We start from the raw sequence: 17,117 nt of genomic DNA, 5'->3' as shown, positions 1-17,117 counted from the left end.
TTTACTCCTTTCCAAAGATGCGGTCCATAGAGGCCGCCGTGTTATAGAGAATCTGTTCGGGCCAGCAGGCGTAGGGCGGCAGTATTTCCGCGGTACAATAGCCTTCATATCCGATATCCCGGAAGGCCTGCATCACTTCCGGCCAGTCCACATCACCGGCCAGCAGATCCACGAACCCGTGCAGTCCTCCCGCCGCTCTTCTGTAATCTTTAAAATGAACCTTCTTGATGCGTTTGCCCAGAATCCGGATCCACTGCTCCGGATATCCGTTATATACCACATTTCCCACATCGAAGTAGGAGCCTATGTACGGGCAGTCCACTTGATCGATAAAGTCACGCATTTCCAACGGGGACACCAGGAACTTATTCCACACATTCTCGATACCGACCTGGATCTGTGCCTCCACCGCTGCGGGCGCCAGCCTCCGCAACGCCAGAAGCGCTCTTTCATAGGCAATGTCATAAGGCACCACGGCCCGGCCGGGTAAAAAATCAACACCTACGGCGCCCGGCACGATCAATACCGAATCCGCTTCCAGCGTTTTGGCAATCCGGATTTGCCGCAGGGCCAGTTCCACGGCCCGTTCCCTCTGGGTTTCCTCATCCGACGTGAAGGAATAATCCCAGTACAGACCGCTGGCGATGCTGTGAATCCGGATGCCTGTCTCCCGGGAATCTTTTAAAATCCGTTTCAATGCCGCGTCTGTGATATCCGGTGTCAATTCCCCCGTGCCATCCATAGCCAGCTCGATTCCGTCAAATCCTGCGTCTTTGGCCAGCTCCATACATTTCCTCAGAGGCTGGCCGGTAAATGACCAGATGCTGATTGCTTTTTTCAAAATAATCCACCTTCTTTTCTTTTTGTATTCCGTCTGAATACAGGTTTACATGATTGACTGTGTGAACACTATTTACATGATTGGCCGAAAAGTATATACTTTTGATAACTCTAATTATAAACGCTTTTTAAGAATTACACTTTACAATAAACGTCCGCAAATTTATATAATCGGAGCATCTTTTGAAAAAGTGAGGATAAATATGCAACAATACTATAAATTAAAATTAGAGACCGTTGTATTTATCACGGACATTGTCAATATATCGTATTACGTCCTGCCTAAAAATTATATATTCGAAGGGGAGAGCCATGATTTCTGGGAATTTGTCTATGTGGACAAGGGGGAACTCATTATTACGGCCGACAGACGGCGTTATCTGTTAAAAACGGGAGAGATGGCGTTTCATTGTCCGGGGGAATACCATGACCTGCAGACAATACGGAACTCCACGGCCAACATTATTGTCGTGTCCTTCTGCTGCGACAGTCCGTGTATGGAATATTTCCGCAATAAAATTCTTTTGCTGAATCAGTTCGAAAAGGAGTGCCTTCTCCGGGTCGTTACGGAATCGGAATCCGCTTATGAATTTTTTGAAAAGTCAGCGCCGGGGATCAATATGCAGAAAAATCCCAACGCGCCCTTTGGAAGCGATCAGCTTCTGAAAACCAGTCTGGAACAGCTCTTCATCCTGATATACCGCCGGCAGGATGGAATCGGCATCCGGGAAAGACGGATCGGCTCCAATGCCCTGCAGAACCACGCGATCATCGTGCAGCGGGTGCAGTCCTACATAAGAGACCACTATGCCGGGAAACTCACATTGGAAATCCTGGCGGCCCAGGTGAACATCAGCGTCTCCCAGCTGAAACGCACCTATAAGGATCAGACAGGCTCCTCTGTTATGGCCTACCTGACGAAGACCCGGATCAATGAGGCGAAACGGCTGATCCGGGAGAGTAATTACAATTTTACACAGATCGCGGAGTTAACAGGGTATGATAATATCTATTATTTCTCCAGGCGCTTCAAGGAAGAGACCCAGATGACCCCTACGGAATACGCGCTTTCCCTGCGGCGCTAAAAAGACAGCACTTAAAATCCGCCTTGCGCTGGCGGCATACAAAGAAGGAGAATGTTATGAATCAAATAGGAGTTATGCTGGAAGCCTTCCAAACCGATCCGTTCGCCGCCCTGTCCCTGGCGCGCGGCACCGGTGCCGATGCCGTCCAATTCTATGGCGGCACCGGCCCTCTGGACTGTGACCGCCTCATTCCATCCCGGCGCCGGGAGTTTGAAAAAGCCCTGCAAAAAACCGGCCTCGATATCAGTGCCGTCTGCGCTGACCTGGGCGGCCACGGCTTCGCCATCCCCCGGGATAACCCGGAGCGGATCGCCAAAACCGGTCGCATTATAAAATGGGCCGGTGAGCTGGGCTGCCGCACGATAACCACGCATCTGGGGGTGATCCCATCAGATCCCGCCGATCCAGTCCGCCGTGTCCTGGCGGATGCCTGCCGAAGAATGAACGAACTTTGCGAGTCCTATGGGGTCTGCCTGGCTATCGAAACGGGCCCGGAGACCATCTGTGTGCTGAACAGCTTTCTGACCGGGCTGGACTGTCCCTATATCGGAGTCAACTACGATCCGGCGAACTTGGTCATGGTGACTGGTGATGACCCCATAGAGGGCGTCCGTATTTTAAAAGACCGTATCGTACACACCCATGTCAAAGACGGGAAAATGTTAAAACAAACCGATCCGGCCGTCATCTACCGTTACTTTGCTGAGGGCGGCATCGGGGATATGCGTCTCAGTGATTATTTTCTCGAGACACCATTGGGAGAAGGCGGCGTCAACCTTCCCCGATGGCTCCAGGCCCTGCGCGATATCTCCTACAGCGGTTATCTGACGATCGAACGGGAAACCCTGAACAACTGCTTTGAAGAGATCCGGGGCTGCGTCCTGCTGGTTAAAGAACTGCTTAAATCAATAAATCAAAACGTTTAGAAAATGGAGGTGCGGTATGGCTACTTTAAAGGATGTGGCAAAGAGGGCAGGGGTATCGATTGCCACAGTTAGCTGCTGTCTGAGCGGTGCGAAGAATGTCCGGGTGGAAACGAAGCTTCGGGTGATGGAAGCGATTGAGGAATTGGGATATATTCCGAATTCAGCTGCAAGGAATTTGAAGCTGAGATCCTCTAAGGAAATCGGGGTTGTGCTGCCGGATATTAACGATGCATTTTATGCGGAGATATTAAAGGGTATTTCGTCCCAGAGCCAGCAGGAAGGCTATATTATTAACGTGGCGTTTTCTTACGGATCTAAGAAAAGTGAGTCGGAGAAGATCGAGGAATTTATTAATAAGAACGTGGCGGGTCTGCTGATTTTGTCGTGCCAGCCGGAAAACACTGTTTTTTTTAAGGGGCGTATAGAGAAATTAAATATTCCTACCGTGTTCATGGACCGGATGCCGGAGGGTATCCATGTGAATTTTGCGAGCTTTGATAACTATGGGACGGTATATTATTTTACCAGAAATTTACTGCAGAAGGATTACAAGGATATTGCGCTGATCACGGGAGCACATCATCTGTCCTCCCAGAAGGCGTGCCTGAGGGGATATATGGATGCGCTGAACGAAGCTGGACGACCATATCATAAAGAATGGGTGCGGGTCACCAATATGACGAAAGAGGATGCTTTTAAGGCGGCGATGCTGGTGTGCCAGAAGAAGATACCACATGCGATTATCAGCTCTTCCGTTACGATGACGAGAGGGATTTGGGAGGCACTGGATATCCAGGGAATTACTCCAGGAAAGGATATTCAGGTGTTGACGCTGGGGGAGGAGAGCTGGAGTAAATCAGACCGGCTTCCCGGGGTAACACATTCTTCCAGGACCGCATTTACGATGGGAACATCGGTGGCCGGTCTGCTGATTGGAAATATTGCGAAGCCATATACCTTGGAGAAACAGAACCTGTCTTTTACGGATGATATTGTGTTTACGAAACTGAACCTGCCGGCCAGGGCCAGAAGGAAGAAACCTGGGGGGATCTCATCTTCAGGCCGGCGGTCGTTGCGGATTCTGCATTACGAGATCCCGTCTACGAATTCGATTAAGCTGGTGTCACGCTGTTTTTCCAATCTATATGATGTGGATATTATCTATGACAGTATCGGGGATATTATGGATTTGTTTCAGAGGATCGTGGAGGACGGGCCGGATCTGGATCCCCAGTATGATATTTTTGTGTTCGATGTGCCTTGGAAGGATTACCTGGCGGATAATCATTATCTGGAGGATATCACGGAGGTGGTGGAAGGCCCGGACTTCAACCGGAACCATATTCTGAAGGAAAATATGGATAACTGTTATTATAAGAACCGGTGTGTGGCGATTCCGCTTAGCGGCGGGACACAGGGAATGTATTACCGGCAGGATCTGTTTGAGAAGGCTTCGAGTATGAAGGCTTTTAAGGATAAATATAAGATTCCATTGCGGGCGCCCAGAACATGGACGGAGTTTAACGGAATCGCGGAATTTTTCACCCGGTCCTGTAATCCGTATTCCCCTACGGAGTATGGAACCAGTGTCAGCGGAAAAACTGACGGGGAATTGGCTCCGGAACTGCTGATCCGGCTCTGGGCCGAGGGTGGGAAGATGTGGAACAGTAAAAACCGGGTGTGCATGGATACCCCTCAAAATGAGAAGGCGTTCCAGGTTATTTTGGAGACATTAAACTATGTACAGAGATCTCCGTTTGATACCTCTATCGAAGAGATCATCGAGGATTTTTGCAGCGGGAAAACAGCGATGCTGGTTACCTGTACGGAATATGCGGGAGAGATACGAAGCAGCATCGACACAAACGTGATTGGGAAGGTGGGCTATACCATGCTGCCTGGTAAGGCGCCGATGACCGTGGGATGGAATATGGGACTCAGCCGATATTCCCGGAACAAGGAGCTGGCCCATGAGTATTTTAGGTGGCTGTGCCAGAAAGATACCAGCTACTATATGACGATCCTGGGAGGACAATCGACGCTGGTGTATCCTTATCACAGTAATGAGATCCTGGAACTGTATCCCTGGATGCGTGTAGTACAGGACAGCTTCCGGTATTCACACTCCCGCAGCGGCCCCGTGAAAACCGTGACGTCCAGGGTTATGTGCAGCAGCAGTCCGGAGCGGATCCTGTGTAACGTGATGCGCAATATCCTGAACCAGGGTATGTCGGTGAAAGAGGCACTCAGGGTGGGGCAGATTGAGATGGAGGAGCTGTTCCGGGAGTATGGATATCCCATGTAAACTGTTTCTAAACGTTTAGAATTATCGTATCGAAAACCTATTGATCCAAATTGGCATTGCGGATAAAATGAGTGCAAGTTGATGTTGAACACAACGGTAATACAGATCATTGCAAAAGATAGGCCTATCATGCAAATATGGACTGTGGGGATTGGAATTGGAGGATAAGTGAAGTGAAAGAGAAGAGTGTACAGGTAACCGGCGAAAAGAGATCAGGAAAATGGAAAGCGGTATTCGCGCGCAGTGAGGTGACGGTGATTCTAGCGGTTATCGTCTTGGGAATCTGTTTTGCCGCCATGTCGGACGGGTTTTTTACGGCGTACAACCTATTTAACATTTCCCGTACCGCATCGATCTATGTCTTTATCGCGCTGGCTCAGGGAATCGTGTGTGTCGTCGGCGGAATGAATGTGTCTCTGGGCAGTATGGGCGGCCTGATCGTTGTCTTTATCGGGTATGCAATGCAGGAGATGGGAGTCGGAATCTTCCCGGCCATCCTGATCGGGCTGGCTACCGGAGTAGCGGCTGGTTTCCTGAATGGAGTTATCATAACGAAGCTTAAGCTGAACGCATTTGTAGTCACGCTGGCCACTTCCTTTATCTTTGCGGGCTTGGTGAGCGGAATATCCAGAGGATATTCTTATACGGATATCGCGGATAATTTTGACTTCGTCGGCCGCTCCGGACTATTTGGAATACCCATGCTGTTGATTATCGCCCTGATTACGATCGCGTTCCTGATCTATATGTTCCGTTATACGACGCTGGGCCGGCGGCTGCTGGCGACGGGCGGCAATCAGGAAGCGGCACGGATGTCGGGAATCAATTCGGATCGCATGATCGTGACGGCCAATGTGATGTCCGGAGTGTTCACCGCGGTCGCGGCGCTTCTGTGGGTATCAAAGGCTGGCTCAGCGCAGCCTTCCACCGGCAGTGACTGGATGATCATATCTTTTGCGGTAACCGCGATCGGCGGGACTGCGCTGGCCGGAGGTATCTTCAACGGCCTGGGGATGCTGTTTGCGGCCTTTCTGCTGGTAATGGTAAAGAACGGGCTGGTGGCAATCAATGCAAATGTATATTACGAGGAAACCTATCTGGGATTGATCCTGCTATTTGCTGTCTCTTTAGAGAGTATCAAAGCGATCATCAATGCCCGGAACCGGAAAAATCGTCTGAAAAAGCAACAACAGGAGAAATAGGAGGATAAGAATATGAAAAAGAAATTATTGGCACTTGGTCTGGTAACTGTTATGACGGCAGCCTGTCTGACCGGCTGTGGAAGCCCTGTTACATCCGCACCCTCCGGGGCGTCGGCGCAAGAGCAGAAACCAGCTGCCGATCCGGATAAGGCAGCGGATGCCGGTGGGAGCAGCGAGCCGGCCAAAGGGGATGCCTCCGGTTTGAAAATGGCATGGTACGGATTCAGCGGTTTCCCTTATATGGAAGAGGTGTATACGGGAGTGGAAGCCTTTGCCAAAGACAGTGGGATTGAAGTACTCAAATATATGGGCAGCGAGGTAGCCCAATCCACCCAGAATGAGGACGTGGAAGCGCTGGTGGCCCAGGGGATCAATGCGTTAAGCATCTATCCGGCGGATGCGTCGGGAGCTAACAGTCTATATGAAGAGATTACCGCCCATGGGGTCAATGTGGTGAATTTTGGCTGTGCGACCAACCTCCCCACCCCCGCTTCCTTTACGGTCGGTACCGATGTGAAGCAGGCGGCCATGGACGCGGCGGAAAACCTGATTAAAATGATGGGTGAAAAAGGAAATATCTTAAATGTTCTGGAAGTGTTGGAAGATCCCAACACCGCCCTCAGAAAAGAGGGAGTGGAAGAGGTGGCTGCCAAATATCCGGATGTTAAGATCGTGCAGGAAGTAGGAGGCATTAATTCGCAGGAAGAAGCGGTGCAGAAGATCGAGACCGCCCTATCCTCCAACGCGGGAAATATCGACGGCATTATCTGTACCGGAAATACCACTTCCGTGGGTATGGCGCTGACGCTGCCGGATTACTACCAGCAGATGGGCACGGACAAACATATCTACTGTATCGGCATTGATACGGATGAAACGGTGATCAAAGCCATCAACGACGGCATCGTGGATGCGACGGTAGCGCAGAATCCCTATGGGCACGGTTATATCTCCTGCGCGCTGCTGCAGAAGATGGCGGAGGGAAAGAGCGTCAGTGATTATACTTTTGTGGACACCGGCGTTGTATTGGTGACAAAAGATAATTCGGCCGATTTTTCCGCGGATCTGGATGCCAAGACGAAAGAAATCATGAGCGATCTGGATTCCTATTTTAACTAATTATGAAAATTGGTCCGTGGGAGGCGCGCTTTCCGCGGACCAGCAGAAAGGGTTGGAGGAATCGCTATGCTGGAATTAACAGGAATAGGAAAGAGTTTCCCCGGTGTAAGGGCGCTGGATCAGATCTCCCTGACCTTCCGGCCGGGAGTGGTCCATGCGCTGATGGGAGAGAACGGGGCGGGTAAATCCACCCTGATGAAGATCATTACCGGAATCTACCAGCCGGACGAAGGCCAGGTGTGCCTGAATGGGGCAGAAGTTCATTTTAAAAATTACAGGGATGCGGTAGATCACGAAATCAGCATGGTCAGCCAGGAGATCCAGGTGATCCCCGAGGCCACGGTCGCGGAAAATATCGTACTGGACCGGCTGGATAAGTTCGGCCGGTACGGAGTCGTGAACTGGAAGAAGGTAAATGAGACGGCGGCGCAGTACCTTAACATGGTGGGGCTTAACCTGGACCCGGCCCAGAAGATCGGCGGGCTTACCGCGGCACAGAAGCAGCTGATCCAGATCGCGAAAGCATTATCCTGCAACGCGCGCTATATTCTTCTGGATGAACCTACCTCTTCCCTGACCGGATATGAGGCACAGACGCTGCTGGATATCGTCCGGAAACTGAAGCAGGATCAGGTTGGGGTCATCTTTATATCCCACAAGATCGAGGAGGTACTTAAGTCCTGCGATAAAGTATCGGTGCTGCGGGACGGAAAGTTTGTCGGTACGAAAGACTGTGACAGCGTCAGCCGTTCTGATATCGTCCGGATGATGATCGGAAGGAATGAAGATATCGCCCATAAGGGATTTCTGGACGTGAGAGACGAAAAGGTACTGGAAGCGAAGGATGTTACGGTGTACGGGCAGTTCGACCATCTGAACATGTATCTGAAGAAAGGGGAGATTCTGGGATTAAGCGGCCTGGTGGGGTCGGGAAGGACAGAATTCGTCCGCCTGCTGATCGGCGTCGATAAGATGGACGAGGGAGAGGTCCGCGTCAATGGTAAAAAGGCGGAAATCCATTCGCTGCAGGATGCGCTGGACAAATACCGGATCGGTTACGTCACGGAGAACCGGAAGGAAGAGGGTCTGATCCTTTACAATACCGTGGGCTTTAATCTGACCATCGGGATCTGGAAGCGGCTGGCCAACCGGTTCCGCCGGATTAATACAAAAGAAGAACAGCGTACGATCTGTGACATGATCCGTAAGATGGAGGTAAAGACGCCCGATGAAAAGACAAAAGTCAGTTCCTTGTCAGGCGGAAACCAGCAGAAGATCAGTATTGGAAAATGGCTGGCGGCCCAGTGTGATATCCTGATCATAGATGAGCCCACCGTAGGTGTGGATATCGGGGCAAAAGAATATATTCACGATCTCATCTGGGATCTGGCGGATAAAGAACACAAATCCATTATCCTGATTTCCTCGGATATGCCGGAACTGATCAGTCTGTCCAGAAGGATTCTGGTGTTCAATGAACAGAAGATTGTGGGAGAAATAAATAATCTGAATGAAAGAGAATGGAGCTACGCCGATGTGAGTGAAAAGATTGGAGAATTCCTGGCGTGACAGCTTAAAACAGAGGAACAGATACCATGGATTGTAAAAAACTTTTGGAAAAAATTGAAGAGATGCCCGTGGTGGACACCCACGAACATTTTGACCGGTATTCGGATACGTTCGGTTATAATATGCCCCGCTTCTTGTATTTTAGTTGTTACGCGAATACCTTTTCCGGATATTTACCCAAAGAATGGATCGATATACTGGAAGATCCCGAGGAGGACGAATACAGGCAGTTCCAGGCATTGCTTGAGATCCGGGCCCCATTAAAATTCACTCAGTGCGGTTTCCTGATGGAGGAAATGGCGAGACGGGCCGGGATTCCGCTTGAAGAAGAAAATTTTAAAGCATTTCAAAGCTGGTATGCACATCGCAATGCGGAGTCGGTCGCGGCGATGAATCCACAGATACGGGCTTACATCTGTAATTCCATCGGACATCCGATGTTCGGGGGGCTGGCGGGTCTGAAGGGTTATATGAAGCCGGGAATGGAACCGGATCCGAAGATTTACCGTGTTTTAAATATTACAGATTTTCATTGTGTGACAGGTAAAGAACAGTTGAATCTGATCGGACGGCTGGCAGATATGGAGATCCTGTCCTTACAGGACTGGGAGCGGGCGGTGGAAAAAGTGATTCGTACTTTCGCCGGACTGGGCATTGTGGGATTTAAAGAATTGTATCTGTATTTCAGACCCTTTCAGCTGGAGCTTCCGAATGAGGCGAGAGCCGGACAGGATCTGGAGCGTATCTTAAGAGGGGAAAACCTCAGTGGGAAAGATACAGGTACCGGCCTGATGGACTACATGATGTTTAAAGTCTATGAAATCCTTTCTGAATACCGCATGCCGGTGGCTGTACATACAGGCTGCACCATAACCTCGGCGGAGAGCGCACTGCATTTTCAGGACTATATGAAGATTATGAACAGCGTGCCGGAGGTGAATTTTGATCTGCTTCATCTGAACTATCCGGTGCTGGAAAGCTACATGACGATTCTGAAAAGCTGCCCCAATGCGTACGGAAACTGCACCTGGATCACTTCCGTGGACCGGGAATACACGAAGCAATACATGAATAAGGTTCTGGATAATGTGCCGATCGGGCACACATCATTCTTCGGCGGGGACCGGCACTGCGCGGGAGAACCGGTTGGCGCGGTACTATGCCAGACCCGTCAGATCCTGGCGGAAGGTCTGTCGGAGATGATAGAGAAGCACTATATTAATGAGACAAACGCCCTGGAGATCGCGGAAATGTGGCTGTATGAGAACCCGAAACATTTGTATCGCCTCACGCTCTAAATATAAAGTAAAGGCTGAAAACCAACCATGTTTTCAGCCCGTTTTGTTTAGGCAGCGGGTATTTTACGTTTATTTTACGTATGTTTGATCTGTACTTGAAATTAATATGCTATTTCTATTGAGACTTGAAAATTCAGGAATAACCAGGAGAAAAGAAAGGGCATATTATGAAAAGAAGTATGAGGAGTACATGGATTCGCGCGCTCGGCATAATGGAAATGATCTTTTTCTTGTCATCACCAATGCAATATGCGCAGGTGGTAAACGCAGCGGAAACAGAAAATACCGTTTTTATCAATGAGATTGAATCAGACGACGCGAATGGTGGAAATGACTGGGTCGAGATCATCAATACGGGTGAAAAAGAGGTAAATATCAGCGGTTGGTTTATATCAGACGATAAGGAGCTGGAACGCCTGACAGATGGCAGCGCATGGCGTATAGCCGAGGGCACTGTGCTGGAAGCGGGGGCGCTTCTGATTCTGGAGGACGGCCTGAATTTTGATTTCGGTTTAGGCAAGAATGATAAAGTTGTACTGTATGATGCGGACAGCCAGGTTCTGGATTCCTATGAGTGGACCGGGCACGCGGCCGGGACCTGTTCCCGCGTTCCGGACGGCACAGGCGGATTCCTGGATCAGGATGCGACAAAAGGGGAGTTAAACATTACCGGCGGCAATGATCAGGAGCCAGATCCCCAGTACGGTAAGATGGTGATCAACGAGATCAATTCCGCGCCGGATGACTGGGTTGAATTTACAAATATCGGTACAGGCGCAATCGACATTTCGGGTTATGAAATCCGGGATAATTCGGATGATCACCGTTGGAGATTTCCGGACGGGACGAGCCTGAATCCGGGTGAATTACTGCTGGTGAATGCAAATACGGCCGGGCAGGTATATCAGGACCAGACAGATACATATGAGAATGGGGAATTTCAGGAGGCGATCGGGATAGGGTCCGGGGACTCTATCCGGCTGTATGACACGGATGGGGCACTTCTGGATGAATACGCATGGACGGAGCATGCAAGTTATGAGGGAGATCAGTCGGCAGCTTCTTTTGGGCGGTATCCGGATGGGGCAGGGTCCTTTGCCCTAATGCCGGAAACGCCGGGGGAGAGCAATGGCTTTTATACGCCGCTGATCGTGATCAATGAAGTGGAGTCAAACGGGGATGCCACAGACTGGGCAGAAATTTACAATGCAGGATCGACGCCTGTTGATTTGAGCGGCTGGTATCTGCTGGACAACGATCCGGTGGGACATGCGGCGGACGTGACCCCTGTGGCAGAAGGGACGGTTCTCAATCCGGGAGAGTTTTATGTATTCGATCAAATGGAACATTTTACGTTCGGCCTGGGAAAAGCGGACCAGGTGACGATTTATAACAAAGACCGTGTTATGATAGCGGAATTTGCCTGGGAGGATCACGCAAACGGAGTTTTCGCGCGTATCCCTGACGGAACCGGAGAATTTGTGGATTTTCCGGTGTCTACAAAAGGGGAGGCAAATATCATAAAAAATCCGGTAGTTTTGAATGAGGTACAGTCCAAGGACCCGCAAGGCGGGCCGGATTGGATAGAACTTGCCAACAATACGGGAACCGAGCTGGATATATCAGGAATCGTGATCAAGGATGACGATGATACGCACGAATATGCCATACCTGCAGGCACAAAGATTCCAGCCTATGGATTTATCGTATTTACGGAGCATGATTTTGGGTTTGGCCTTGGGAAAAATGATAAGGTGCGCCTGTATGAAAATGATCTGCTCATCGCAAGTACAACCTGGGTTGATCAGACGAACCCCACCTGGGGCTTATATCCGGATGTGTACGGCAAGGAGTATAGAAATACGAAAGAAGCAACACCGGGCGCAGCCAATATATTCGACGGGATTCCTGAAGTCATGGCATGGCCGGGCAGGGAAGAGGTGGCTGTCTTTGATACGGAACCAACTTTTTTGGAGGATTCTTCGGGATTAGATTTTTATAACGGCCAGTTATATGCGGTGGACAACGGGACAGGAAAATTCTGGATATTGGATGCAGCACAGGATGGAACATTCACTTTTGCCAAAGGCTTTGAGAACGGGAAACGGGTCCGTTTCCAGAAAGACGCAGATCATGCTTCTGCTGCCGGGCCGGACGCGGAAGGAATCAGCGTGGATGCGGAAGGATTTGTATATATTGCTTCAGAACGTGACAATTCCGCGAAAGGTGTGAACTACAATGTAATTCTGAAAGTGAATCCGAAGGAAGAAGGAACAGATGTAGTTGCGTTACAGGAGTGGGATTTGACAGCGTCCCTGCCCCAGGTGGCGGCTAATACCGGAATCGAAGCGGTAGAGTGGGTTTCTAAGGAAGACGTCGCAGGCAAGCTCTATGATCAGAACACGAATGCCGGATACGATGCAGATAACTATCCGGACGCTGCTGCAGACGGTGTATTCTTCGTAGCCTTAGAGGATAATGGCCATGTATATGCGTATGTGTTAAATGAGGATGGAAGTTTTGTGCAGATCGCGGATATCGACAGTAAGCTGGGCGGCGCGATGGCACTGGATTATGATACTTATGAAAAGGTATTGTGGGTGGCAGCGGATAATGGATTCGGCAACCGCGCGGCTGTAGTAACATTCACAGGTGAGGCGGACCCGGATGTCGTTCATGTAATGCCTGCCGGCGGTGTAGATGTAACAAGTAATAACGAGGGATTTGCAATTGCGGAAGCAAGATTTACCAGAGACGGCCAAAGACCGGTGTATCGGTTCCATGATGGGGTGAAGTCTGGAGCGTTAACCATCGGTTCTATCGCATGTGATTACAAGGACACGGAGGTACCGGTGGCATACCCGATTCTTGAGGGCGCGGATCAGACAATAGTTCAGAATGCGGGCGGGGCCGTATCCATTAGAGTAAACGCAGATATACACAAGTTTGTAAGCGTAGCCGTAGACGGCAATACGGTGGATGGTACAAATTATAAAGTTACCGAAGGCTCAACAATTGTTACATTCACATCAGGGTATTTGTCCGCCCTGTCCGTAGGGACCCATACGGTTGTAATTAATTTTATTGACGGGGCAGCGGCCACATCATTGACCTTATCAAAGGCTTCTGACGGCAGTAAGCCGGATGGCGATAATAATACCGGAACAACTCCCGATGCGGACGATAACACCGGCGCAGATAGCAATACGGATACGGACAAGAATACCGGCACAGACAGTAATACGAATAATGACAATCATACGGATACAAAGAACAATTCCACGGAAAAAGCGTCAGCGCCTGACACTGGAGATCATACGCCTATCGTATGGCTTTTCCTATTGGCAATAGGAGCGGGCAGTATAACATTAGCATTTTTGAGGTTTTCAGGAAAAAAGAGGAAGGAATAGGATAGCAGGATAGAAAAAACGGAATACCAGTTCCTTATGAGCCGCATGTAGGTGCCAAGGAATAAGATGTAATAAATACAGGACAGCCGGAGATTCCAATCTTCGGCTGTTCTTAAGTATAATATATTTCGTTGTGAGCAGAGGTTAGAGCATTACGGATTTGGTACGCTCATCCCTCTTCAATTTTCAAGCCTGCCAGTTGTGCCAATTTACGGATAGAATTTTTTGATACTTTCTTTCCTTTGTAGTCAACCAAATCTTCCGACTCACCTGTAAAAATATCGCAGGGTTCATAGCGCTGCAGGATAATTTTATCCTCCTGCACGAAGATTTGTAAAGCATCACGTTCCTGTAGATGCAGTGTTTTGCGCAGCTCCATAGGTAAGGTTATACGGCCTAGCTCATCCAGGCGACGGACAACACCAGTATCTTTCATAAACGCACCTCCCTATATTTAGTGTTAGATCCCTATATTTTTATTATAAATTTATTTGTTTTATATGGCAACCACATATTTGACATGTAATTTTCATATAGTGTAAAAAAATAGCAGCGGGAGTCTCTATGCTGAATTATTTATGGGGATTTATGATTGTGATCGGTGTCGTTTACGGCGCGATTAACGGCAAGATGCCGGAGGTTTCCAACGCGGCGCTGGATTCTGCCCAGGAGGCCGTCACGTTATGTATTACCATGGTAGGAATTATGTCGATGTGGGTGGGACTAATGGAGATCGCCAAAGATTCGGGCCTGATCCAGGCCGCGACGAAAAAAATCCAGCCGCTGATCGGATTTCTGTTTCCGGACGTTCCCAAAGACCATGAAGCCAGGGAGCATATTACTACGAATATTATAGCGAATTTCCTGGGACTGGGCTGGGCGGCCACGCCGGCCGGCCTTAAAGCCATGAAGTCTCTAAAGGAGTTAAACGGGGACAGCAAGGTGGCAAGCGTTGATATGTGTACCTTTTTGATTGTTAACATCTCATCCCTGCAATTGATCCCGGTAAATATCATCGCGTACCGGAGTCAGTATGGATCGGTGAATCCCACGTCCATTGTGGCGCCGGCCATTGTGGCTACCCTGATTTCTACCATCGTTGGGGTAGCCTTCGCTAAGATCATGGGGAGAAAAAAAGGGAAACCGGGCCATATCTGACGCGAAGAAGAACCAGGGATGGTACATAGCTGGAATGGGCATGTCAGGTTCCCGGGAAACTGACATGCCCATTTGATTGAAAATCAGATTCTTCTGGCCGCATGGAATCCTTCATGTACGGCCTGCATAATTTTTCTGGGTTTGTTAACATCCCCTACCGGTATAATTTCCACACCGTTACATTTGGCGCGCAGATCGTCCACCAGTGATTTTCTGGATTTCAAACCCAACGCACATACGACAGAATCGGCTTCATAAGACACTTCTTTTCCGCCGGTCTGGCAGACCACTTTGGCACCGGTCATCTCTACGATTCTATGGTTCATCTTCAACTGAACTCCCAGCTCGGCAAGCTTCGCGTCCAATACCCATTTCGTATATACCGCCAGTTCCGGTGCTGCGGCAGGCAGCAAATCGATCATCGTCACCTTTTTGCCCTCTTCGGCCAACACCATGGCCACTTCGCAGCCGACCAGCCCGGCGCCGCAGACGATCACGGAATTACCGGTACTTTCCTTCTGATCCAGGACTTTCAGCGGGTCCAGAATGGTGCTGTCCTGTGCTCCGGGGATCCCGGGCCTGAAAGTATCTGCGCCGTTGGCGGCGATCACTACGTCGTAGCCGCCTTCCAGGATCATTTCCGGTGTCACTTCCACATTCAACCGGATATCCGCACCACAGGACAGGACGGCCTGAGTCAGATACCTGGTATAATCCCGGTAATCGATCTTGAAGTCCGGAATAGAAACATAATAGAGCTGTCCGCCCAGTTCACGGTTCCTTTCGAACAGGGTTACCTTGTGGCCCCGTTCCACAGCGGTAAGGGCAGCCTGCATACCGGCAGGGCCGCCGCCGATAACCGCTACGTTTTTCTCGTTTATAGCGGGTATAACCTGCGTAAAACCTTCGAATTCTTTTCCGGCCTCGGCGTTTACCGCACAGGAAATTCCGCAGTTGCGCATGACTTCGCCCAGACATTCGTTGCAGCGCAGACAGCGCCGTATGGTATCGGCTTTTCCCTCTTTGATCTTATTGGCATAATCAGGATCAGCTATGGTCTGCCGTCCGAAAGCAATAAAATCCGCGCCACTGTTTTCCAGTATTTCCTCGCCCTTTTCAGGTGTGATGCTGCACACTGCAATGACCGGGACAGATACCTGCTTCTTCACTTCGGCGGCCAGATCTGCGAGACTGGCTCTGGGGGTATAGTTGGGCGGAACCCACATGGAGGTGGCAACACCGCGGCTTAAATTCAGGCCCTCCGGGGATTTTTTCCCAGCCATCACATCGTTATAGTTGTGAAGCCTGGAATCCCAGGTCCCGGCAGATACGTGAATGGCGTCGGCACCGGCTTCTTGTGCCATTCTGGCAAATGAACAGGCTTCCTGCAAGGAAATCCCGTTCGGCACATCCTCATCTGCCGACAGACGGTAGATCAATGGAAAGTCAGAACCGGTGTATTCTTTGATCTTATGTATGGTTTCCAGTGCAAAACGGGCGCGGTTTTCCAGGGATCCGCCATATTCATCAGTTCTATGATTGGTATAGGCCGACAGGAACTGTAACGGCATGTAACCATGTGCTCCGTGCAGTTCGACGGCGTCGAATCCGCAATCTTTGGCCCTTCCGGCTGCCTGGCCGTATTTTTCGATCAGTTCGTGGATTTCATCGATGGTCATCTCCTTGGGGTTCTCCCCGGGAAGCTGCATGGTCCCTACGCCGGAGGGAGTGAGGGGCCGCTGGCCGGTAACACCCTCACCGGCAAAGCAACCACCGTGAGCCAGCTGCAGACAGACCTTGGCCCCGCCGGAGTGTACAGCGTGAGGAATCCGGCTTAATCCGGGCATGAAGCTGTTCTTCGTGGCTTCAATTTCTCCGGGAATCACTCGGCCCGAGGGATCAGGACAGCATACCTCCGTGATAATTAAGCCCATGCCGCCATTGGCCCGTCTGGCATAGTAGTTGACGATGACGTCGGACACTGTTCCATCCGCAGCGGCCAGATTCGTACCCATACCAGGCATGACCATGCGGTTTTTCAACTCCATTGTGCCTATCTTACCGGGTTCTAACAGTTTGTTGTAGTTCATGAGAATCCTCCTTATAAATAGGTTTGATTTTTACTGATTTGATAATAGTTTAACAAACAACCGGGGGATTTTCATTGATGAGAGAGAAAAATAAACAGCCTCAAATTGTGCGTTT

Annotated in this window: 12 protein-coding genes; 9 read left to right on the top strand and 3 right to left on the bottom strand. The window is 49.9% G+C overall.

Annotation, left to right across the window (positions count from 1 at the left end; all coding sequences use genetic code 11):
• Position 1: 1 nt before the first annotated feature.
• A complete protein-coding gene (locus KTH90_RS20290) occupies positions 2–841 on the bottom strand; it encodes a sugar phosphate isomerase/epimerase family protein (RefSeq protein ID WP_238727375.1) in 840 nt (279 codons plus the stop codon).
• 202 nt (positions 842–1,043) lie between these two features.
• On the opposite strand from KTH90_RS20290, the gene KTH90_RS20285 reads away from it, so the two are divergent.
• The 8 genes from KTH90_RS20285 (at position 1,044) to KTH90_RS20250 (ending at position 13,754) form a co-directional block, all read left to right on the top strand.
• Positions 1,044–1,925 (top strand): AraC family transcriptional regulator, encoded by an 882-nt coding sequence (locus KTH90_RS20285; protein ID WP_238727374.1) that lies wholly within the window; start codon positions 1,044–1,046, stop codon positions 1,923–1,925.
• Between the two features lie 56 nt (positions 1,926–1,981).
• Complete coding sequence (locus tag KTH90_RS20280) at positions 1,982–2,851, top strand: sugar phosphate isomerase/epimerase family protein (RefSeq protein ID WP_158351304.1); 870 nt, start codon at positions 1,982–1,984, stop codon at positions 2,849–2,851.
• Between the two features lie 16 nt (positions 2,852–2,867).
• Complete coding sequence (locus KTH90_RS20275) at positions 2,868–5,156, top strand: extracellular solute-binding protein (protein ID WP_158351303.1); 2,289 nt, start codon at positions 2,868–2,870, stop codon at positions 5,154–5,156.
• Between the two features lie 173 nt (positions 5,157–5,329).
• Positions 5,330–6,358, top strand: coding sequence for an ABC transporter permease (locus KTH90_RS20270; protein WP_238727373.1), 1,029 nt, complete (start codon positions 5,330–5,332; stop codon positions 6,356–6,358).
• A 12-nt stretch (positions 6,359–6,370) separates the two neighbouring features.
• Positions 6,371–7,477 carry a sugar ABC transporter substrate-binding protein gene (locus KTH90_RS20265; protein ID WP_158351301.1) on the top strand — a complete coding sequence of 369 codons (1,107 nt, stop codon included), beginning with the start codon at positions 6,371–6,373 and terminating at the stop codon, positions 7,475–7,477.
• Positions 7,478–7,543: 66 nt separating this feature from the next.
• Positions 7,544–9,046 (top strand): sugar ABC transporter ATP-binding protein, encoded by a 1,503-nt coding sequence (locus KTH90_RS20260; RefSeq protein WP_158351300.1) that lies wholly within the window; start codon positions 7,544–7,546, stop codon positions 9,044–9,046.
• A gap of 26 nt (positions 9,047–9,072) precedes the next feature.
• Entirely contained in the window at positions 9,073–10,344 is a 1,272-nt protein-coding gene (locus KTH90_RS20255) for an amidohydrolase family protein (protein ID WP_158351299.1), read from the top strand.
• A gap of 167 nt (positions 10,345–10,511) precedes the next feature.
• Complete coding sequence (locus tag KTH90_RS20250; RefSeq protein WP_158351298.1) at positions 10,512–13,754, top strand: lamin tail domain-containing protein; 3,243 nt, start codon at positions 10,512–10,514, stop codon at positions 13,752–13,754.
• Between the two features lie 169 nt (positions 13,755–13,923).
• Here the strand turns inward: KTH90_RS20250 and KTH90_RS20245 are convergent, their stop codons facing one another.
• Complete coding sequence (locus tag KTH90_RS20245) at positions 13,924–14,190, bottom strand: AbrB/MazE/SpoVT family DNA-binding domain-containing protein (RefSeq protein WP_158351297.1); 267 nt, start codon at positions 14,188–14,190, stop codon at positions 13,924–13,926.
• Between the two features lie 128 nt (positions 14,191–14,318).
• On the opposite strand from KTH90_RS20245, the gene KTH90_RS20240 reads away from it, so the two are divergent.
• Entirely contained in the window at positions 14,319–14,912 is a 594-nt protein-coding gene (locus tag KTH90_RS20240; protein WP_238727372.1) for a nucleoside recognition domain-containing protein, read from the top strand.
• 83 nt (positions 14,913–14,995) lie between these two features.
• Here KTH90_RS20240 and KTH90_RS20235 read toward each other — a convergent pair whose 3' ends face one another.
• Complete coding sequence (locus tag KTH90_RS20235; protein ID WP_158351295.1) at positions 14,996–17,002, bottom strand: oxidoreductase; 2,007 nt, start codon at positions 17,000–17,002, stop codon at positions 14,996–14,998.
• Positions 17,003–17,117 lie beyond the last annotated feature (115 nt).

The organism is Diplocloster modestus (assembly GCF_019042245.1).
In the GTDB taxonomy this organism is placed as follows: domain Bacteria; phylum Bacillota; class Clostridia; order Lachnospirales; family Lachnospiraceae; genus Diplocloster; species Diplocloster modestus.
The sequence above is the reverse complement of the archived record's forward strand: the minus strand, read 5'-3'. Positions and strand labels throughout refer to the sequence as shown.

Excerpts from the sequence above, each read along its gene's own strand:
- KTH90_RS20285 (WP_238727374.1), top strand. The coding sequence starts at position 1,044 with ATGCAACAATACTATAAATTAAAATTAGAGACCGTTGTATTTATCACG.
- KTH90_RS20280 (WP_158351304.1), top strand. The coding sequence starts at position 1,982 with ATGAATCAAATAGGAGTTATGCTGGAAGCCTTCCAAACCGATCCGTTC.
- KTH90_RS20275 (WP_158351303.1), top strand. The coding sequence starts at position 2,868 with ATGGCTACTTTAAAGGATGTGGCAAAGAGGGCAGGGGTATCGATTGCC.
- KTH90_RS20265 (WP_158351301.1), top strand. The coding sequence starts at position 6,371 with ATGAAAAAGAAATTATTGGCACTTGGTCTGGTAACTGTTATGACGGCA.
- KTH90_RS20260 (WP_158351300.1), top strand. The coding sequence starts at position 7,544 with ATGCTGGAATTAACAGGAATAGGAAAGAGTTTCCCCGGTGTAAGGGCG.
- KTH90_RS20255 (WP_158351299.1), top strand. The coding sequence starts at position 9,073 with ATGGATTGTAAAAAACTTTTGGAAAAAATTGAAGAGATGCCCGTGGTG.
- KTH90_RS20250 (WP_158351298.1), top strand. The coding sequence starts at position 10,512 with ATGAAAAGAAGTATGAGGAGTACATGGATTCGCGCGCTCGGCATAATG.
- KTH90_RS20245 (WP_158351297.1), bottom strand. The coding sequence starts at position 14,190 with ATGAAAGATACTGGTGTTGTCCGTCGCCTGGATGAGCTAGGCCGTATA.
- KTH90_RS20240 (WP_238727372.1), top strand. The coding sequence starts at position 14,319 with ATGCTGAATTATTTATGGGGATTTATGATTGTGATCGGTGTCGTTTAC.
- KTH90_RS20235 (WP_158351295.1), bottom strand. The coding sequence starts at position 17,002 with ATGAACTACAACAAACTGTTAGAACCCGGTAAGATAGGCACAATGGAG.